Origin of the sequence: Helicobacter fennelliae (genome assembly GCF_900451005.1) — a bacterium.
In the GTDB taxonomy this organism is placed as follows: Bacteria; Campylobacterota; Campylobacteria; order Campylobacterales; family Helicobacteraceae; genus Helicobacter_B; species Helicobacter_B fennelliae.
Genome location: NZ_UGIB01000001.1, coordinates 1,256,045 through 1,277,061 on the forward strand (window position 1 = coordinate 1,256,045; position 21,017 = coordinate 1,277,061).

General features: G+C 39.5%; 18 protein-coding genes and 1 tRNA gene. 10 read left to right on the forward strand and 9 right to left on the reverse strand.

Annotated elements, in window-relative coordinates:
* The first annotated feature begins 44 nt into the window (after window positions 1-44).
* Entirely contained in the window at window positions 45-518 is a 474-nt protein-coding gene (locus tag DY109_RS06235; protein ID WP_023948810.1) for a hypothetical protein, read from the forward strand.
* 75 nt (window positions 519-593) lie between these two features.
* Here DY109_RS06235 and DY109_RS06240 read toward each other — a convergent pair whose 3' ends face one another.
* The 9 genes from DY109_RS06240 to DY109_RS06285 form a co-directional block, all read right to left on the reverse strand.
* On the reverse strand, window positions 594-1,034 hold the full coding sequence (locus tag DY109_RS06240) for a hypothetical protein (protein ID WP_023948812.1): 441 nt from the start codon (window positions 1,032-1,034) through the stop codon (window positions 594-596).
* A gap of 48 nt (window positions 1,035-1,082) precedes the next feature.
* Complete coding sequence (gene gatB / locus DY109_RS06245; protein WP_023948814.1) at window positions 1,083-2,522, reverse strand: Asp-tRNA(Asn)/Glu-tRNA(Gln) amidotransferase subunit GatB; 1,440 nt, start codon at window positions 2,520-2,522, stop codon at window positions 1,083-1,085.
* Complete coding sequence (locus tag DY109_RS06250; RefSeq protein ID WP_081714910.1) at window positions 2,519-3,868, reverse strand: M16 family metallopeptidase; 1,350 nt, start codon at window positions 3,866-3,868, stop codon at window positions 2,519-2,521. The genes gatB and DY109_RS06250 overlap by 4 nt, the downstream gene beginning before the upstream one ends.
* 79 nt (window positions 3,869-3,947) lie before the next feature.
* Complete coding sequence (locus DY109_RS06255) at window positions 3,948-4,994, reverse strand: dehypoxanthine futalosine cyclase (protein ID WP_023948819.1); 1,047 nt, start codon at window positions 4,992-4,994, stop codon at window positions 3,948-3,950.
* 64 nt (window positions 4,995-5,058) lie between these two features.
* Window positions 5,059-7,494, reverse strand: a complete 2,436-nt coding sequence (bamA, locus tag DY109_RS06260; RefSeq protein ID WP_023948821.1) for an outer membrane protein assembly factor BamA — start codon at window positions 7,492-7,494, stop codon at window positions 5,059-5,061.
* Window positions 7,495-7,803: 309 nt separating this feature from the next.
* A complete protein-coding gene (xseA, locus tag DY109_RS06265; RefSeq protein ID WP_023948823.1) occupies window positions 7,804-9,057 on the reverse strand; it encodes an exodeoxyribonuclease VII large subunit in 1,254 nt (417 codons plus the stop codon).
* Window positions 9,054-10,391 (reverse strand): RIP metalloprotease RseP, encoded by a 1,338-nt coding sequence (gene rseP, locus DY109_RS06270; protein ID WP_023948825.1) that lies wholly within the window; start codon window positions 10,389-10,391, stop codon window positions 9,054-9,056. The genes xseA and rseP overlap by 4 nt, the downstream gene beginning before the upstream one ends.
* Window positions 10,391-10,933: a CDP-diacylglycerol--glycerol-3-phosphate 3-phosphatidyltransferase gene (gene pgsA, locus DY109_RS06275; RefSeq protein WP_023948827.1), complete on the reverse strand. Its 543-nt coding sequence runs from the start codon at window positions 10,931-10,933 to the stop codon at window positions 10,391-10,393. The genes rseP and pgsA overlap by 1 nt, the downstream gene beginning before the upstream one ends.
* Before the next feature lie 205 nt (window positions 10,934-11,138).
* On the reverse strand, window positions 11,139-11,384 hold the full coding sequence (locus DY109_RS06285; protein ID WP_023948831.1) for a hypothetical protein: 246 nt from the start codon (window positions 11,382-11,384) through the stop codon (window positions 11,139-11,141).
* 358 nt (window positions 11,385-11,742) lie between these two features.
* Here DY109_RS06285 and DY109_RS06290 point away from each other — a divergent pair, with 358 nt between their 5' ends.
* The 9 genes from DY109_RS06290 to DY109_RS06330 all read left to right on the forward strand — a co-directional run bounded on the left by DY109_RS06290 (window position 11,743) and on the right by DY109_RS06330 (window position 21,016).
* Complete coding sequence (locus DY109_RS06290; protein WP_023948833.1) at window positions 11,743-12,525, forward strand: SIMPL domain-containing protein; 783 nt, start codon at window positions 11,743-11,745, stop codon at window positions 12,523-12,525.
* Between the two features lie 33 nt (window positions 12,526-12,558).
* The gene (gene hisC, locus DY109_RS06295) at window positions 12,559-13,665 is read left to right on the forward strand and encodes a histidinol-phosphate transaminase (protein WP_023948834.1); all 1,107 of its coding nucleotides are present in this window, start codon (window positions 12,559-12,561) and stop codon (window positions 13,663-13,665) included.
* A gap of 2 nt (window positions 13,666-13,667) precedes the next feature.
* Entirely contained in the window at window positions 13,668-15,350 is a 1,683-nt protein-coding gene (gene fliF, locus DY109_RS06300) for a flagellar basal-body MS-ring/collar protein FliF (protein WP_051404652.1), read from the forward strand.
* Window positions 15,351-15,358: 8 nt separating this feature from the next.
* Window positions 15,359-16,393, forward strand: coding sequence for a flagellar motor switch protein FliG (fliG, locus tag DY109_RS06305; RefSeq protein ID WP_023948838.1), 1,035 nt, complete (start codon window positions 15,359-15,361; stop codon window positions 16,391-16,393).
* Window positions 16,386-17,180, forward strand: coding sequence for a flagellar assembly protein FliH (gene fliH, locus DY109_RS06310; RefSeq protein WP_112058533.1), 795 nt, complete (start codon window positions 16,386-16,388; stop codon window positions 17,178-17,180). Before fliG ends, fliH begins: the two co-directional genes overlap by 8 nt.
* A gap of 10 nt (window positions 17,181-17,190) precedes the next feature.
* Window positions 17,191-19,059, forward strand: a complete 1,869-nt coding sequence (dxs, locus tag DY109_RS06315) for a 1-deoxy-D-xylulose-5-phosphate synthase (RefSeq protein ID WP_023948844.1) — start codon at window positions 17,191-17,193, stop codon at window positions 19,057-19,059.
* Window position 19,060: 1 nt separating this feature from the next.
* Window positions 19,061-19,432 carry a YkgJ family cysteine cluster protein gene (locus tag DY109_RS06320; RefSeq protein WP_023948846.1) on the forward strand — a complete coding sequence of 124 codons (372 nt, stop codon included), beginning with the start codon at window positions 19,061-19,063 and terminating at the stop codon, window positions 19,430-19,432.
* A gap of 28 nt (window positions 19,433-19,460) precedes the next feature.
* Window positions 19,461-20,801 carry a tetratricopeptide repeat protein gene (locus DY109_RS06325; RefSeq protein WP_034550079.1) on the forward strand — a complete coding sequence of 447 codons (1,341 nt, stop codon included), beginning with the start codon at window positions 19,461-19,463 and terminating at the stop codon, window positions 20,799-20,801.
* A gap of 137 nt (window positions 20,802-20,938) precedes the next feature.
* A tRNA-Pro gene (locus DY109_RS06330) sits at window positions 20,939-21,016 on the forward strand.
* Window position 21,017 lies beyond the last annotated feature (1 nt).

Genomic DNA, 21,017 nt, shown 5'->3' on the forward strand with positions numbered 1-21,017 from the left:
GCAAAAATCAAACATCACACATCAAAGCATAGAAAGGATTAAAAATGAAAAGCACACTCAAAATATTCAAGACACTTAAACACATCGCCATTGTGCTATGTCTTGTGGCGTTTGGATACAGCACTCTTGGCGCAAAAAGCCTCAAAGATATATTGAGTAAAAACAAGAAAGCAGAATTCAATATGGAAATATCCACACAGCAATGCAATAATGGCGATGGTATAAGCTGCTTAAAAGTCGCGCAACATCTCATCATCAACGATTATATGAGTGATTATACGCAAGCAAGAATCTATTATCAAAAATCCTGCCAGCTTGGAATCAAAGTCGGTTGCAATGAATTGATGAAGTTAAATGGCACGCCCGCTCAAGTGTATTATGGATTTTGGCACAATCTCAATCAAAACGCACAAAACACAACACATGCAAAAATAGCGCAAAAAGGCGATTATGATGAAGATGATGAGGATTGGAAATACGAAAATGATAATGGAGTTTTGGGTCAATGGCTTCAATAAAAATATCAAACATATAAAATCTAGCAAGATTCTTTGGGTTTTAGGGGTTAGGGCTACACTACATTTCTAACATCTCTAGAGTATCCAATGCAACCACCAAAGCATAATAAGAAGCCAAAATGTTAGCACCATAAGCCCAAAGCCCTTATGGCACACAATAGTGCGCACAAAAATAAGGCAAATTCCGCAAATAAGGCTTACTACAAATGGCACAAAGAAAAAGATACTTAGCCACCCGCCAGCTTCAGAGTTAGTAATACATATCGTGGCTATATACAACCCAAAAATACAAACAAGCAAAGCGATAAAAGCTTTTATTTTGCGCGCATATAAGAGCTTGGAGATAGGTAAGAAAATCCCCACACAGCCAAAAATGATACTTACATAAAAAAATTCAATACAATCAGAATCCATCTTATCAAGTATGCTATAAAAGACAATTCCAAGTAAAATGCCCTGCGAGAGCGCAAGAAAGAGGATTCCGATATTTTTTTGCCACTTCTGCCATTTTTGCATTGTGCTTGTCTTTTGCTCTTCAAATAGTGCGCTAAGGCGTCTTGAAATTCATTGTAGCTTCTCTTTTAATAGCTCATTCACACGCACGGGGTTTGCGCCTTTAGCGTTTTTCATCACCTGCCCTACAAAAAAGCTAAAAAGCTTGTCTTTGCCGGCTTTGTATTCAGAGATCTTATCAGGGTTAGCGCTTAGCACAGAATCGATTGCATTTATTAGCGCGCTATCATCATTTACCTGCGCTAGCCCCAAAGATTCTATAAGCTTATCGACATCGCCACCTTTTTGCGCCACCAGCACATCAAGGATTTCTTTGCCACTTTTGCCGCTTATCTGCCCACCCTCTACGCGCGCCACAAGGACACTCAAGGTTTTAGAATCTATTCCGCAAGATTCTATGGTGTTTTCACCCTTAAGCCTGCCTAAAAGCTCGTTTGTGAGCCAGTTTTGCGCTCCTTTTGCGCTCACGCCAGATTCTAGCATTTGCTCAAAGTAGCGCGCAAGTTCCACGCTTGAGATAAGCACGCGCGCATCGGCTTCTTTTAGCCCTAGCTCAGTGCAGTAGCGCACGCATTTTTCATCGGGCATTTCAGGGATCGCGCGCCCCTCGCTCATTAGCTTTTCATCAATATACACCGGCAGCAAATCCGGCTCTGGGAAATAGCGATAGTCCGCCGCCTCTTCCTTACCGCGCATTGATCGCGTCGCGCCTTTTGTCGTATCAAAAAGCCTAGTCTCTTGCACCACCTCGACTTCATACTTGCCATCTTCCCACGCCTCGCACTGGCGCGCCACCTCGTAGTCGATTGCTTTTTGGATAAATTTAAAGGAGTTGAGATTTTTTATCTCCACGCGCGTGTAGAGTTTAGAATCTCCCTTAGGGCGGATAGAGACATTTGCATCGCAACGGAAGCTCCCTTCTTGCATATTCGCATCGCTTATGCCTAAAAAGCGCACGATTGAGTGCAGTTTTTTAAGATACGCCACCGCCTCGTTAGAATCTCGCATATCAGGCTCGCTGACGATCTCTAATAGCGGCGTGCAGGCGCGGTTTAGATCAACCTTTGAGATTTCCCCCTCATGGATATTCTTGCCCGCGTCCTCCTCTAAGTGTGCGCGCGTGATGCCTATGCGCTTTTTTTCACCCTCACACTCGATTTCAAGACTGCCACGCCCCACGATTGGGATCTCATATTGGCTAATCTGGTAGGCTTTGGGCAAGTCGGGGTAGAAGTAGTTTTTGCGCGCAAAGATTGAGTTTTGATTAATCTGCGCATTCACCGCTGTGCCAAAAGAGATGGCTTTTTTGACCGCTTCGATGTTAAGAGTTGGCAGCGCGCCGGGCAGTCCTAGGCAGGTGGGGCAGACATTGGTATTTGGCGCTTCTCCAAAGCTTGTGGCACAAGAGCAAAAAATCTTTGTCGCGGTGTTTAGCTGCACATGCACTTCAAGCCCGATGATGGTTTCAAACGATGAGTTTTGGGTAGTCATTTTTGCTCCTTTTTTGGTTTTTGTGATGACTTTGTGGGTGTTTTTGCTGTTTTGGCAAGCGATTGGCTAGAATCTTGTTTTGATTTCGCGCTTTTTGCTTCAGCAGTGATGATAGCAAAGGTTAAGTTATTGATTTCTGTGTGTTGCTTGATGTAAGCATTAAGCGTGGCAAGATCAAGATTTTGGATTTGTTGGAGCTGGGTAGCATTAAAATCTAGTGGCAAACCATTGTAATAGAATATAAATTTTGCCCCTAATCGTTGCGATAATGTCTCATTACGCAAAGGTTCGCTACCAAGCAAAAAGCTTTTTGCTGCGTCAAGTTCTTTTTGGGTTACGCCATTTTTGACAAAATCTGCAATCACTTCTTTGACAACTTTGATCGCTTCATCTTGAGATTCTAGCTTTGTTTGGAGATAGCCACTTGCGTAAGAGACAAGAGGGCGCGTGGTAAAGCTGATATATGCAGAATACGCCAAACCTCGCTTCACACGCACTTCTTCCATAAGGCGAGAGCCAAAACCGCTAGAGCCAAGTATAAAACTTGCGACTTTGGCAAGGTAGCTCTCTTTTGCCAAATCATTGACAATCAATGGTGAGCCAAAATAAATATAGGCTTGCTTTGTTGGTGCGTGCTTAATCATCGTGCTTGGGGTAGGATTAATCGTAAAATGGAGACGATCATATTGTGTGCCATTTGGGAGTTGCTCTAGGATTTTGGATAGTTTTTTGAGCGTAGATGAGACATCAATATCTCCGCCAACGACAATAATCAATCGCTTGAGTTGCAGGGCTTGATTGATTGAGTTTTTTATATCATCAAGCGTGTAGCTTTGGATTTGCTCTGGAGTGCCAAGCTTTGGGTATGCAAGAGGTGTGAGCGCAAAAAGCTTAGAATCTAAAAGCTCATCAGCGAGATAATCAAAATCATCTTGATTATTGAGGATTTGTGAGATGATCGCAGTTTTGGATTTTTGGAGGGCTTGAGTGGTGAGGTTTGGATCTGTGAGGAGATCGCCTAGCATTTGGATAGCTCTAGATTCTTCTTCTTTGAGATAATCAAGCTGAAAAGAAAGTGTTTCATTGCCACCTGAAACATACAAAGAGATTGCTTTTTGCTCTAATGCTTTTGCAAATTCTACGCTTCCTAATGTTTTTGTGCCTTCATTGAGGAGTTGATTACGTAATGCGCTAAGTCCTAGATTCTGGCTAGAATTTAGTGTGCCACCACCTTGAAAGACAAGCTGAATATGCCCGATTGGGATAATCCCTGATTGCTCATAAATAACAGGAATGGAAATGGTGTTGATTGTTATTTCTTGTAATCCACTTGTATGCTTTGCCATAAGTGCTCCTATCATCAAAAATAAAGTCCAAATAATTCTCATCTAAGCCTCCGATACTCTCTCTTTAAGTCTTAACCTCTTAAAACCTCTCTAAAATCTCATACGCTGTATTGCGTTTTGCGGGGAGTTCATCTATATCTTTGATAAGCGTAATCATTTCAGCTTGATTCATAGAATTTCTCGCACCTGCGGCTGCTACGACATTTTCTTCCATCATCGTGCTTCCTAAGTCATTCGCACCAAAAAGCAATGCCAACTGCCCGATATGGCTTCCTTGCGTAACCCAGCTACTTTGGATATTTGGGATATTATCAAGATAAAGCCTCGAGCAAGCCAAAAGCCGTAAATAGCGATTAGAGCTTGCTTTGTGGAGATGAGGGAATTCTTTTTGCAAGGGCGTATTATCAGGCTGAAAGCTCCATAAGATAAATGCGCGAAAGCCATGTGTTTCATCTTGTAAATCGCGGATTCTGCGCCAATGCTCAATCACATCTTCATCATTATCCACGCTTCCAAACATCATTGTTGCGGTAGATTTTATATCGAGTTTGTGGGCTTGTCTATGCACTTCTATCCATTCATCAGAATCTAGCTTGCGTGGGGCGATAATATCGCGCACCCTATCGCTTAAAATCTCCGCCCCAGCGCCAGGAATTGAGCTAAGCCCTGCTTTTTTGAGGCGCGCCAATACTTCAGGAATGCTTAAATGCGAAACTTTGGCGATGTAGTTAATCTCGATTGCTGAGAATCCATGGATTGTGATTTGTGGGTATTTTTTGGCGATATGGCTGACTAAGTCTTCGTAATAATCGATTTTGAGCTTTGGATGCACGCCACCTTGAAACAGAATCTGCGTGCCACCGATTGCTAATAATTCATCAATTTTTCTATCGATTTCTTCAAAGCTTAAAATATACTCGCCTTTCTCGCCGATTCTGCGCTTAAAAGCACAGAATTTACAATCCACCCAGCAGATATTTGTATAATTGATATTTCTATCCACGATGAAAGTCGTAATTTTGTCTTTGTGGAGTTCAAGCTTGACTTGAGTTGCCATTTTGCCTAAATCCCTAAGAGAAGCGTTTTTCATCAAATCCGCGATTTCTGTGTCGCTATATCGTTTCATTTTTACCCTTTTTATTTATTTTACTCATTTGTTTTTTGTCTTCATTGTGCCAAATTGTGCCAAGCTAAAACCGCGTTCCCATTGAGAATTCAAAATTTGATGTGTAGTCTGTATTTTTTTCATTAAATCGCTTAATCGGAAAGATAAGCACAATAGGACCCATTGGCGATACCCATTCTATCGCAAGCCCAATAGAAGCACGCCATTCAAGATTGTGTCGTCCTGCGCCTAGAATTCCATAGTTTTTGAAATCAGCTCGCCCGTTGCCATCGGCTTTGAAAGTCAAAAACCCATAATCAGCAAACAACGCTAAGCGCATTTTGGCAGCCTCTAAGACTCCATAGCTTAGCTCAACAGAATTTGTAAACATTCCATCTCCGCCGACCCAAAGCCCATATTCATCAAAAGGCGTAACAGATCCTGCTCTAAATCCGCGAATAGTTGTTATCCCGCCCATATAAAATGCCGCATTCAAAGGCAAAAAGTCTTCTTTATTATAGCGGAAGATGTAGCCACCTTGGACTTTGTAACGCGCGATAAGATCGATACCGATTAGGGATTTGAGATGATAATATAAGCCCATTTTGGCATACGCTTTGACATTGTGCACATCTCCGCCAATTCCTGCAAACTGCGCATAGGCTGAAGCGATGACACCATTTTTGGGGAAGTAATAATCATCTGTATTGTCAAAGTTGATACTTGGTGAAAGTGATGAAGTGATAGGGAGATTATGATTGTCTTTCCAGATTCCAGTAACGGCTATGGTTTGATCGCCAGCTGTTGCTGTGCCTACAATTTCGTTTTGTGAAGCATAGAATCTCGCATAAATTGGGCTTGTAAAATCCGAAGTTTTGACAATATTTATATCATATCCTAATGAAACGCGCAAAGTCGGTGTCAGCAATCGCCCAGCACTAATGCTAAATCCACCGCTTTGCTCGATGTATTGGTAGTTGATATAGTAATTTCCATAAATGCTTCCAGATGTCGAAAATCGAGAATCAAAGATTCTAGGATTTGTAAGTGTGATATTTCCTGAAAATTGTCGCCCATTAAATTTTCTTGTTTGTCCAAAATATGAATAGTTATAGCTTTGTCCTGTTCCTGTGGATATATTGGCATAAATACTTCCGCTTTGTCCTGTTCCAAAGAGATTGCGCTCGCTAATTGAGCCATTAATCATAAGCCCACCATAGCTTCCATATCCTAAGCCTAATTGTAATTGCCCTGTGCGCCCTTCTTTGACCGTGATAAGCAAATCCATAGAATCCTCACTAATCCTGCGCTCATCGATTTTGACACTATCAAAAAACCCAAGTCTTTTAAGTGCGTTTTCGGATTCTGCGATCTTGCTAAGGCTATACTGATCGCCGGGCGCAAGCAGAATCTCGCGGCGGATAATGCGATCACCTGTGCGGGTATTACCAGAAATAAGCACATCACTAATATGCACTTTATCGCCGGTTTGGATATGATATAGCACTTTGACTTTTGCGTTTGTTTCATCTTTGTCTAAATCCGGACGCACTTGCGCAAACGCATAGCCCTTATCAGCGACAAGTCGCTTCAAAGTTTGCGCATCAGCGCGGAGATCCTCGATATTAAACACAGCATTGACTTTGACGCTTGTGGCTTTTTTGAGGGTTTGGAGAGGAATAATATCTTTATCAATATCAATTTCTATATCACTCACGCTATATTGCGTGCCTTCTTTGATTTTATAATACAGCGAAGCGGTGAGATTATTAAAATTTGCGCTCAAAAATGGAGCTGAAACATTCGCATCTAAAAATCCATTACGCATATAAACATCTTGGATTCTAAGGCTATCATACTCAAGCTCTTGCAGGCGCAATTTACCATCATTAAGCCCCCACATCCAGCCCATAAAATCTCGCTCTTTGTTTGCACTCAAAGATTCTAGTGTGGATTGCTTAAGCTTTTTGCGCCCTTCATAGAATGCTTTTGTGATGAGGATATTATCTCCGCGATTAACATTAAAGATAATCGCATATGCGTTGTCATTGACTTTTGTAAGATTCTGCTCGATGATAGAGCCATAATAGCCTTGATATTCAAGAATGGTTTTGAGCGTATTTTTGGCACGATCAAGCTTTTGATCATCGAAAGTTTCGCCCTTTTTGATACCCATTTGTGTGTAGAGGGTTTGTTTTTCTTGATCGCTTCCATAGCCTTTGATTTCTATGCTTGCGACGCGAGGCTTTTCGGTGAAGTGAAAGGTGAGCTTTCCGCCATCAGCTGAAGTAGGATCAAAAGTCGCATAAATATCTCGAAAGTAGCCCTGCCTAAAAAACGCCAAAATCGCAGAATCTATTTTTGCCTCATTAAACTCATCGCCGATTTTTATATTTGATACTTCATCAGCAAGCATAGAAGAGAGCGATTGCAATCCTAAATATTCTATTTGGGTGATTTGTTTGGCATTGATGATACTCAAAGCGCATAAACTGCATATCAAAACAATTTTATTAAACACGAAACCCCTTAATTTTAAAAATTGAATTATACAAATCTAAGGTATTAATTTAGCTTAAAATATCAAAGTTTGATTCCTGTTTGGTCTTGAATTTAGGATATTCTTATAAAGTTTTATAAATGATAGATTCTAGATTCTAGTTTCCAGAGAATCTAAATCCTCTCTTTTTGCTTCTTTTTGCAGATTGCTTCGTTTAGCTCATTGCGACGCACGAAAAGTGCGACTCACTGCTAAACTTGCAAAACTACAAAAATAAGCTAAAAATAGAGAATTTTTTATGTGTTATTGCGTTTGCATAGATTCTAGAATCTAACTTTGCTGAATTGAAATAATCTCAGCCTTTGCTTCCATCACGTCATCGCAAAGCTCTATAATATCGCCATTATGGAGTTTATCAAGCGTTTTTATCGCTTTATTTATGGAGATTTGGACGTATCCATTATGGATCTTGTTTTGAGGATTGAGCGCGCTAAGCTCTTTGTGGAGGGATTGGAGGATAAAGCTTTGGCGCATTAGAGCTGATTCAAAGCTTATATGCAGGAGATTTGGGGCGATTTCTTTTGATTTTTTGATGAAAAATTGCTGCATTATCAAATGCAAAAAACTAAAGCATTCTGTAATGTCTTGCTGTGCTTTTTGGAGTTTTGCTTGATAGCTGATACTTTGGTAGAGTTGCTGAAGTGTGGCGAGTTGTTTTTGCTTGTGTGAAAAAAACTGCGTGATTTGGGATTCAAAATGCTCCGTGATACTATCAAGATTTTGGAGCCATTCTTTAGAATCTGGCAAAACCATCTCCATACAAGCCGAAGGTGTCGGTGCGCGCAAATCAGCCACAAAATCGCTAATCACAAAATCTATCTCATGCCCTACCGCAGAGATTATAGGCGTTTTGGCGTTATAGATCGCATCAGCGACTATTTCTTCATTAAAAGCCCACAAATCCTCTTTGCTTCCACCACCACGCGCGATGATGATGATGTCAAAAGCCTGTTTTGTGCCAAAAAAACTATCAGCAAATTGGATATTATTTGCGAGCATAAATTTGGATTCTGCGCCTTGCACGAGCGTGTCAATAGCCACGATAGAGATAAGATTCCAGCGCGATTTTGCGACTCTTAGCATATCTTGGAGGGCAGCACCTGTGAGAGAGGTTAGGATAGCTATTTTTTTGGGAAATGGTGGAATGGATTTTTTATTTTCAAAATAGCCTTTGGATTTGAGTTTGGCTTTGAGGAGCTCGTATGCCTTGGCAAGATCGCCCGCACCACTTGGCGTAAGCGATGAGCAGAGAATCTGATATTCACCCCTTGGGCTATACACGCTAAGTCCCCCACAAGCGATTATTTTTTGTCCGTTTGTAGGCGTGAAATTTAGCGATTTGGTATTGCCTTTAAACATCACACATCGAATGCTGCTTTCTTCATCTTTGAGGCTAAAATAAATATGCCCGCTTGTGTGAATCGTGCAGTTGCTTATCTCACCTTCAACGCGCACTTCCAAAAAGGTGCTCTCAAGCAAGGCTTTGATTTGCGCATTTAGAGAGCTTACGCTAAGAGGCTTCATCGCATAAGCCTTATGATGTCATTATAAGTGCCTAGAATCATCAAAAAAATAAGTATGCCAAACCCAGCTGCACTTAGTCGATAAAGCATTTTTTGGCTGATAGGTTTGCGCATTATGCCCTCATACAGACAAAACAAAATCTGTCCACCATCAAGGGCAGGAATAGGCAGGAGATTAAGCACAGCAAGATTGACAGAGATAAGTGCCACAAGAAGCAAAAACGCGCTCATACCACTTGGCGCAATATCTGCCATTACATTTACAATGCCTACAACCCCGCCAACTTGCTCAAGTGGCACGACTCCGATGATGAGTTTTTGTAATCCTTGAAAAATAAGACTAGCGGATTTTTTGGTCTCACAAAACGCATACTCAAGAAGCTCAAATCCCCTAAAATGCAGCACGCCAATATCGCCATTTGATCGCACTCCAATCATTGGTCGATAAATGGTTTCATTAAATATCGAGGTGGCTTTCATAAGCTTTGGCGTTATGGTTGTGTGGATAATCTCTGTGCCTCGCTTGAGGGTGAGTGCTAGTGGGGTAGATTCTAAAAGTGGGGCAGAATCTAAAAAATGGCGAGCAGAATCTGAAGCAATAGAATCTGAAGTGAAACCAGAAGCAGAATCTAAAGTGAGGCTAGAGGCAGGATTACTAGAATCTATATGAGAATCTACACTAGATTTTTTGGATTCTATGATTTTAGATTCTGCAAATCCAGAATCTATGGAATCCAGACTAGAATTTGGCTTAGAATCTGTGTGGGCGGTTTTAGATTCTGCGTTTATTTTGGATTCTGCACCAGCCATGCTAGAATCTACACGAGTTGTTTGAGATTCTAAAATCGCTTCATTGAGATCCTCCCAGCTTTTGATTTGTCGGTTGTTGATGCTAATGATTATATCGCCTTTTTGGATTCCAGCAAGCTGCGCAGGAGAATTAGCACTCACTTCTCCAATCGTTGGCAAAAGTGTCTTTACGCCCATAAATCCAACGATACCATATAAGCCAAATGCTAAGATGAAGTTAAAAAATACCCCAGCAAAAAGAATGATGATTTTTTGCCATGTTTTTTTGGAGGTGTAGCTATCGCTATCAGGGTTTGATTCTAAAGGGTTAAGATCGTTTTGTCCTTTGAGCTTGACATAGCCACCAAGCGGAATGAGCGAGAGCGCGTATTGGGTATTTGCGATAGTTTTTGTGATAAGCTTTGGTCCAAATCCAATGCTAAAAGTCTCAACCCTAACACCAAAGATTTTGGCTGCGCTAAAATGTCCTAGCTCGTGAAAAAATATCAAAAAACAAAGAGCTATAATCGCTTCGACAAAACCCATTATTTCATACTTTTGTAGTATTTTATGCTGTAATCAATGCCCGAATAAAACGTGATAAAAGTCGCTAACCACAACAAAAAAGTGCCTCCGGGGAAAAAATCCGCAAGCAAAAACGCAATAGCGGCAATTTGTGCGCCTGTTTTGTATTTGCCAAGATTGCTTGCAGCGATTGATTGCCCAGAGCTAGCGACGACAACACGCAATCCTGTGATAAAAAACTCTCTACTTAAGATAATAAATACAGCCCAAGGGTTTGCCCTCTCTATCAACAAAAGCCCGATAAAAGCACTCAAAATAAGCATTTTGTCAGCGAGTGGGTCAAACACTTCGCCAAAGATTGATTTGAGATTGTAGTTTCTAGCGATATAGCCATCAAAAAAATCCGTCAATGAGGCGATACAAAAAATAATACACGCAAAAAAATTTACCCAGCTTGAATCCACCCAATGTGGCAAAAATAAATCACTATGCAGTAAAAATAAAAGAAGAAAAATAGCCAAAAAAATACGGCATAAAGTAAGAGCGTTTGGTAAATTTTTCATTGTTTTTTTATGATTCTTTCATTATTATTGATTTTATTTTTTTATTACTTTTATTTTTGACTGCCATTGCTAATAAATGCGACATTCTCAAAAGTCTCATTCTAATGCTATTTAAGCTTTGTTTTGTGTTTGCTTCATTGCTTCATGATGTGGATTCCAAAAGCACAAGAAAGCATAAGAAAAAGCACAAAAAGCAAAGCTTGGTTTAGTTCTCTTGCAGATTGTTTTCTTGCAAATCTATCTCTTGTGCCATAGACATAAATGTTTGCACATCATGTTCGAGGTTACTAATAATAGATGAGTCAATCAGCCCCGAGAATCTTTTTAGGATTTGATAGGTTTTAGAGTCTGCGCTTTGTCGGATTAGATCAAGCTGCTTTTGACTGATATTTGGCAGGGATTTAAATAGATTCCTTAAGTGTCTATACGGAATGCCTCTTTTTGTTTTCATTACAATCCTTTAAGCTAAATTTATTTAGAGTAGTAAAAAATGAATAGCATTGTATCTTTTTTATCTTAAATTTTGATTCTAATTTGGTCTGAATTGAGAATTTGTAAAGATTTTAGTGTTTTGTAGCGCGAGTTTATTGTTTGAGATTTTGTGAATTTAGCTTCAAAAATTATGACAATTTGATAAATTTTAATTATTTTTTAGCGTATAGATATTGTTTGTGCTATAATTCAAGCCTTACAGTTTTTGAGTCATATTATATATAGAGATAGAGTTTTTGGGATTTGGTAGGTTCTAAGCCATATCAGATATTTAAGGATTGCGTGATTTAAGGTAATAAACAAAAAAGGAATACAAAATGAAAAGTCTAAAATATATCGGTATTTGTATAGTTGTATTGGGGTTATTTATCGGCGGAATGCTTGCGAGTTATTTTATCGCATATCCAAAGCAAAATGCGATGATGGCACAAACGCAGATCCAGCAGACATTGCAAATCTCAACAGAGGTTGTTTATGAGGATTATGAAAGTAGCATTAGACTCAATGCGCTTCCTTTGCTTAGCACCAAAGCCACACTCACGCAGCAGGAAAAAGCTCAAATCCAGCAGCTTTTTAGTGATGTTTTAGAACATGCCAAAAAAGATAATTTTTGCCAAAAAGGAAACTTCAACCTTGCGCCAACTTTTGACTACAAAGATGGACAGCAAGTCCAAAAAGGACACAAAATCGAAGGCGCATTAGAATGTGAAATTAAACAACAAGATCTTACACAATACAATGCTTTGCTGAAAGATCTTGATTATCTCGCACTTAAAAGTCATTATGCAAGCCTATCAAGCTCTGGGCTAAGGGCAACCATAAAGCCTAGCCAAAAGTCAAAAGTGCTTGAGCAAAGCTATGATGAAGCATTAAAACAAGCCAATCAGTTTGCAGAGCATTATGCGACATTATTAAAGAAAAAATGCTCTGTTATAGCACTTGATTTGCGCTCAGATGCAATAAGCCCAATGAGCCCTAGATATAGCGCAGTTGCTTTGAGTGGCGATAGTAGCAATACAATGGAGATTATGAGTGAATTACCCCTTGATACAAAAACAAATATTAATTTATTAGCAAATATCAGCATTGCATGCCAGTGATTTAGGGGTTGGCATTACACAAAAGGAAAGAAAATGCGGTTTAATCAATGGTTAGAGAACATTGCTGTATATGAGGCAGGAAAGCCGATTGAAGAAGTTGTGCGAAAATTTGGAATCAAAGAAGAGGATATAATCAAGCTCGCAAGCAATGAAAACCCCTATGGAAGTTCACCAAAAGTCATAGAATCTATCAAACAAAATAGCACCAAAGCAAGCGTGTATCCTGATGATTCTATGCTTGATCTCAAAAATGCTCTTGCTACAAAAATGAATATTTCAGTAGAGAATCTTATCATCGGTGCTGGAAGCGACCAAATCATTGAGTTTTGCCTTGCAGCCAAGATTAATCCCCAAAGCAAAATCCTTATAGCGCGCACGACATTTGCGATGTATGAAATTTATGCGAAACATTTTGGCACAGAGGTGATAAAAACCCCAAGCCACCAGCATAACCTTCAAGAATTTTTGCAATATTATCACCAATACAAGCCAGATGTTATTTTTTTGTGTGCTCCAAATAATCCCATTGGTGAATGTTTAGATTCTGCAGATATTGTTGATTTTATCGCTCAAATAAATAATGATACTTTGGTAGTTATAGATGGCGCGTATCAGGAGTTTGCAGCACATAAAGATGTCAAGAAAAAAATAGAGCCAAATACACTTATCCAGTCTTTTTCAAATGTCTTATATCTTGGAACTTTTTCAAAAGCCTATGGACTTGGGGGTATGCGAGTTGGGTATGGAATAAGCTCTCAAGAAATCATACAAGCCCTTTATAAAGTGCGACCACCTTTTAATATCACGACTTTAAGCTTAGTAGCAGCTATTGCTGCACTTCAAGATCATGCTTTTGCACTTCAAGGCATTGAAAATAATTTCAAACAAATGAGACATTATGAAGAATTTGCGCAAGAAATGGATATAGAGTTTATCCCCTCTTATACAAATTTCATCACTTTTGTGTTAAAAGAGCCACATGATAGCACTTTGATTTGTGAGTATTTATTGCAAAAAGGTGTTATTATACGCAATCTCAAATCTTATGGAATGAATGCTGTGCGTATCACTATCGGCACGCAAGAGCAGAATCTAAAAGTTTTGCGATTACTGCGCGATATTTTTGAAGCTAGAGGTTGATTTTGGATATAAAAACATTTTTTGATCACATTACAAAAATCTATAACAAACTCAATAAAAAACAAAAAATTATTATTGGTTTAACCATTGTTGTATTGGTTGCTTTTTTTGTGTTTTTGGTGTTTTTTTCGAGCAAAAAAACTGATAGTTCGTATGGTGTGTTATTTGAGGGTATGGACGCGAGCGATAATGCGCTTATTGTTCAATATCTCAAAGACAATCAAATTCCCTATCGTATCCCAAAAAGTGATGTAATAGAGATTCCAGCGCATTTGGTAGCTGAAGAGCGCATATCTTTAGCTGCACAAGGTATCCCCAAAACCTCAAAAGTCGGATTTGAAATCTTTGATACAAATAATATCGCAGAAACAGATTTTACACAGCAAGTGAAGTTTTTGCGCGCGACTGAAGGTGAGCTTACAAGGACGATAGAAGCCCTAGAGCCAATCCTCAAAGCCAATGTCCAAATAGCAAACCCAAAAGAAAGCCTTTTTGTCTCAACTTCCATTCCACCCACAGCTGCTGTGATGGTGCAAATCAAGCCCGGAAGCACGCTCTCTCCATTTCAAATCACAGGTATCAAAAATCTCGTCTCCGCAGCCATACCAAAGCTCAATCCAGAAAATGTCAAGCTCGTTGATGGAAATGGAAATCCATTAGGAGAGGATAATGAGCTCACCGGGCTAAATGAGGTATTGAAGCAACAATACGCATTTGTGCATAAAGAAGAACAGAAAAAAGCTGATGATATTGTCCGCTTGCTTTCTCCTCGCGCAGGTGGGGCAAATAAAGTTGTTGCTATCGTGCATTTGCAGTATGACTTCAGCCAGCAAGAATCTGTCAAGCAAACATTTGATGGCTCACAAGTTTTGCCAAAATCTCAAAAAGATTATGAAAGAGAGAAAAAAGGACCCGGTGAAAAACAAATAGGCGGAATTCCCGGCGTTGAAAGCAATGTAGGACCAGTGCAGAATCTAGATTCTCAAGGCGAGGTTATAGAGCGAGAGTCAGAGACTATCGTCAATAACGAAATAGGCAATGAAACAATCAAGACAAAATTTTCTATCGGCAAGCCCATACGACTTACCGCATCAGTCCTTGTCAATGGCGAGCATCAGCTCATCAAGCAAGAAGACGGACAGGAAAAGCTAGAATATGTTCCGCTCACTCAAGATGAAATCGCTAAGCTTGAAAAGCTCGTCAAAGACGCGATTGGCTTTAATGCTGATCGGGGAGATTCTGTAACTGTTTCAGATTGGGATTTCTCAAAATCCGAAAAAGCGCAAGCACCACAAACATTTACCCAAAAAGTAACACAAATCATCGGACAATATGTGCCATTGCTTAAATATGTGCTGATTGCTATTGTGATCTTTATTTTTTACAAAAAGATCATTGCGCCATTTGCTGAGCGAATGCTTGAAGTGCAAGATGCAGAAGATGAGAAAATCGAGTCGCTCTTTGAAATCGATGAAGATGATGATGAAGACAGCTCGCGCTTTGGTGAGCTTAGAAAACGCGTGGAAGAACAGCTTGGCATTAGCGGTGGATTTAGCGAAGATGAAGTAAAATACGAAGTGCTACTTGAAAAAATCAAAGCAACAATTCAAGAAAAACCAGAAGAGATTGCCTCATTATTCCAAAAGCTCGTGCATGATGAAATTGGAATTGAGAAATCAAGTTAGGAGAGACAATGAGTTTGCAGTTAAACCCAAGACAACGTGCGCAATATGATGAATTGTCAATGTCTGAAAAAATAGCGATTTTGTTGATACAAGTCGGCGAAGATTTGACAAGTGAGATTTTTAAAAATCTTGATATAGATGGTATTACTGAAATCTCAAAGCAGATTATGCAGCTCAAAGGGACTGATAAGGCTATCGGTGGGGCTGTTTTGGAGGAATTTTATGCTATTTTTCAATCTAACCAATACATCAATAGCGGTGGGTTGGATTATGCGCGTGATTTATTGACAAAAGCATTAGGACCAGAAGAAGCGCGAAGGATTTTAGATAAGCTTGCAAAAACTATGCAATCTGCCAAAAACTTTGCATATCTAAGTAAAATCCGCCCGCAACAACTTGCTGATTTTATTATCAACGAGCACCCACAAACCATTGCTTTGATTCTCGCGCATATGGATCCAAGTAGCGCAGCAGAGACATTAGAGCATTTTAGTGATGATAATATGAAAGCAGAAATCGCGATTCGTATGGCAAATTTGGGTGATATTTCACCAAATGTCGTCAAAAGAGTCTCAACCGTGCTTGAAAACAAACTTGAATCACTCACAAGCTACAAAGTGGAAGTTGGAGGACCTCGAGCGGTGGCTGAGATGTTTAACCGCCTCGGACAAAAAGTTGCTAAATCAACCCTATCATATATCGAGCAAATCGATGAGCAGCTCGCAAGCGAAATCAAAGAAATGATGTTTACCTTTGAAGATATTATCAAGCTTGACAAAAACGCGATTCGCGAGATTCTCAAAGTCGTGGATAAAAAAGATCTCACTATGGCACTTAAGGCAGCAAATGATACACTCAAGCAAAAATTCCTCGATCAAATGTCTACGCGTGCAAGCGAGCAATTCATCGAAGAAATGCAGTTTTTGGGTGCGGTTAGAATGCGCGATGTAGAAGCAGCACAAAGAAAGATCGTTGAGGCTGTTCAGACCTTATCAGAGCAAGGATTAATCCAAGTTGGTGAAGAGGAGGATGTCGTTGAGTAGTTTTGATGATGATAGTTTGATTGTAAAAAACCAAGTCGATGAGCATCGCGTGTCTAAATTTGAGTTTCGCCCAATCACAAGTGATGAAAAGATTGTCCAATCTAGCCCAAAAGAAGCCACGCCCACTGAAACTGCACAATTGCATATCGATCACAAAGCGATAGAATCCTCTATCGAAAAAGAGCTCATTGAAAAACTTTTGCAAAAAACAGATGAGCTTTCAAGCTCTCTTGCAAAGCTTCAGATTCAGTTTGAAAAACAACAATCAGAAATGGAAGAGCAGATTAATACTGCTAGAAATGACGCGTATAAAGATGGGTTAAGAGATGGGGAGCAAAAAATCAAAGATGAGCTAGAATCTGATTTGCAAAAGCAAAAGCAAGCCTTAATCAATGCGACAATTACTCTAGATGGCGTAATGAAAAACTCTCAAGCCCATTTGCATGATCTCGAAAAAGAATTAAGCGCGATTGCAGTAGATATCGCTAGAGAAGTTATCGCCAAAGAAGTAGAGCAAGATAGCGCAGCCATAGCGACTGCTTTAGCAAAAGAATTGCTAGGCTCCATAGCCAATACAACAGATGTTTGCCTAAAAGTCAATAATCTTGATTATCCAGAGTTAAGCACAGCACTAAAAGATTATCAAAAGATAAAAATAGAAGCTGATAATGCAGTTACGCGTGGGGGTGTGATTATCTCAAATGGCGGAGGCATTATCGATGGAAGTATCTCTAGCCGTTATAAAGCACTCAAGCAAAGTGTATTAGACAATCTCAAAGATATTTAAGCTGTATTTTATGGAAGAGTATATCGCAAATAAAATTCCACAAATGAATATGCAAGAAATTGCGACTTTGTGCGAGCAAATCAGACAAAAAATATTAGAAGTTGTCAGCACAAATGGCGGACATTTAAGCTCGACTCTTGGGGCGGTTGAAGTGATTGTGGCTATGCATTATGTGTTTGATTGCAAGGCAAATCCTTTTATCTTTGATGTCTCTCATCAAGCCTACGCGCACAAGCTCCTTACAGGAAGGTGGAATGAGTTTTCAAGCTTAAGGCAATTTGGCGGGATAAGTGGATTCTGCAATCCACGAGAATCTGATTTGGATTATTTTATCGCCGGGCATAGCTCGACTTCTATTTCTCTTGGGGTGGGGCTTGCTAAAGCGATACACTTAGAAAAAAGACAGGGTATGCCTATTGTGTTTATCGGCGATGGAAGTATGAGTGCAGGACTTGTGTATGAAGCACTCAATGAGCTTGGAGATAGAAAATACCCGATGCTTATTATCCTTAATGACAATGAAATGAGTATTGCAAAGCCTATTGGTGCGATTAGCAAATACCTCTCTCAAATCACTTCGCACCCGATGTATCAAAGCTTTCGCTCAGCTACGAAAAAATTTTTAGGCAAAATGCCAGATTCTGCGACATATCTTGCTAAGCGATTTGAGGAGTCTCTCAAGCTCATCACACCCGGAATCTTATTTGAAGAATTGGGGGTAGATTATATAGGTCCTATTGATGGGCATAATGTAGAGGAGCTTATTTTGTGCTTTAAGCGCGCAAAAGAGCTTAAAAAGCCCGTTATGGTGCATATACAGACGATTAAGGGCAAAGGATACAAAATCGCTGAAGGTCCGTATGAGAAATGGCATGGCGTTGGTCCTTTTGATATACAAACAGGCAAATCTCTAAAAAAAGCCTCAATAAGTCCTACGCAAGTGTATTCTGATACGCTTTTAAGTCTTGCAGACAAAGATGAGAGAATCGTTGGCGTTACTGCAGCTATGCCCGGTGGTGTGGGCTTAGGACAGCTTATAGATAAATATCCTGATAGATTCTGGGATGTTGGTATTGCCGAGCAACACGCAGTAACTTCAATGGCAGCACTTGCCAAAGAAGGCTTCAAGCCATTTGTCAGCATTTACTCAACCTTTTTGCAGAGGGCATTTGATCAGATTATCCATGATGTCGGGATAATGTGCTTGCCTGTGAGATTTAGCATTGATAGAGCGGGGATTGTTGGCGAAGATGGCGAGACGCATCAAGGGCTTTTTGATATTGCATATTTGCGTATCATTCCGGGATTTACTTTGTTTGCGCCAAGAGATAATGCCACTTTACAAAAAGCCATTGAATATGCGTATAAGCATTGCGATTCGCCTTGTGCTTATCGCTATCCGCGCGGTCAATTTATCCTAAATGATGGGATTTTCAAAGCGAGTGATTTTGTTTTGGGTGAGTGTGAGGTTTTGCAAAATGGAGTAGATATTTTATTAATAGGATATGGAAATGGTGTCGGTAGGGCATATCTTGTGTGTGAGGAGTTGAAAAAACTTGGATTAAATCCTACGCTTCTAGATTTGCGCTTTGTCTCTCCACTTCCTTTGCGTCTCAAAGACTATCTTCTCTCTCATACGCATATTTTTATCTTTAGTGATAGCTACAAAAGCGGTGGCGTGGGAAGTGCGATTGGCGAATTTATGGCAAGTTGTGATATTGTCAAGCCATATTATAGCCTAGAGATAGAATCTCAATTTGTCAGACATGGAGATGTCAAAAGTGTGGAGAGATTTTTAGGCATTGATACGATAAGTTTGGTTGATAAAATCATAGCATATATACAATCAGACAAATCAAGCAAGCCAAAAAAGATATAGCATGCAAGATTTTAGTTTTAGATTCTCATCAGAGGCGTGCAAAACTTGTGGCGGAAAGTGTTGCACAGGAGAGAGTGGATATATTTTTTTGACATTGCAAGAAGCCCAAAACATAAGCGCATTTTTGCAGATTCCATTTGAGGATTTTGCATTGCGATACCTCAAAAAAGTCGGCTATCGTTTTTCGCTTATAGAAAAGCCATATAACGGACAATGGGCGTGTGTGTTTTTTGATGAGCAGAAGAAAAATTGCTTAGTGTATGAATACCGCCCAAAACAATGCAGAACTTTTCCTTTTTGGGAGAGCTATAAGCAAAAAGCCAATCTCAAAGAATTGCTTGAAATTTGCCCGGGCGTTAAATATATAAGCTAAATATAAAGGCTAAATGTGGGGATTAAAGATGAGGGTTAAACATATAAAAGTCAGATATGAAAGATATAGAAAGGAATTTATGAAAGCAAAATTTGCTTGTTTGGTTTTTTGTGTGGTTGGTGGATTTTATGTGCTTAGTGCGAGTGAAGTTAATGCCAATAACGCTAATGAAGATATGATGATTGTTATGGGATTAGATAGCTTGTATCATAATGACTTTGCAGAATCTAGAGATGATTTTTTATTGTTGTTTGAAGAGACCAAAAACCCATACTACGCCAAGCTAGCAGCACAAGCAGCCGCAGCGATAGGAGATTTGCAAACAAGTATGAATCTTGCATTGCTCTACCAAAAACTCACCGGCGATACAAATGATTTGCAGATAAATAAAGTCCTAGCTGATGGCTATACAAAAAATGGCGATATTAATAAAGCCATTGAGGTATTAGAAAAAGTCAAACAGCAAGAGCCTTCATTGCAAGTTTTAAAGATTCTAGCAAATCTTTATTTACTTCAAAAAAATCTTCCCAAATCATTGGAGCTTTTTGATGAGATATACAAAGAAGAAAAAGATGAGGAATCATTGGTGAAGATGATTTTGATACATATCACACAAAACCAGCCACAAAAAGCAATTGATATGCTTTCTGCTCATCTTCTTTCTTATGGTTGTAGTGATATGTTTTGTGAGGAGAGTTTAAAGATATATTCTGATTTGAATGCACTTCAAACAGCCAAAGAAGTGTTTAAGCAAATCTACACAAAAAACCCGACCATTCCAAATGCGACAAATTTTATGCGTATTTTGGTAAGTCTCAAGCAATACCAAGAAGCGCAAGGCATAGCAGAATCTTTTCCATTTGATAAGGGTTTGTTGCTTGATCTGTATGTGATGCAAGGGGATTACACAAAGGCATACAAGCAGGCTGAGAGATTTTACAAAGAGAGTAAAAATCCTAAATTTTTGGCATTGCAAGCAGTGTATGAAATCAGCGCAAATCAAAACATCTCAAAGCAAAAAGCCATAGAAGCGAGCAAAAAGCTAGAAAAAGCGATCAAAGAGAGAAAAAAAGAATTACAGCAAGCCAAACAAAAGCCAACGACACAAGATGCGTTTTTTTATAATTTTGTGGGGTATTTGATGATTGATTATGAGATTGACATCAAAAAAGGCATAGCTTATGTCAAAGACGCACTCGCACTAGAATCTAACTCTGTGGCATATCTTGATTCATTAGCGTGGGGGTATTATAAAATAGGGCAGTGCAAAGAGGCATTGAATGTGTTTTTGAGGATTCCTAAAAATGCGATAGAAGCAGATTCTGAGCTTAAAGCACACGCTGTGCAGATACAATCTTGCACGCAATAATTTTATTTTGAAATTTTTTAATTGAGATATTTTAAATTCTTAAACTTTTAAACTTTTTAAATCTTGCAAAACCTTGCTTTTTAATCATCATATAAAGAAAAAAAGCTATAATTTTGTTTTCTTTATATGAGATACATCGGAGTATAGCGCAGCCTGATTAGCGCGCACCCTTGGGGTGGGTGAGGTCGTGGGTTTGAATCCCGCTACTCCGACCAT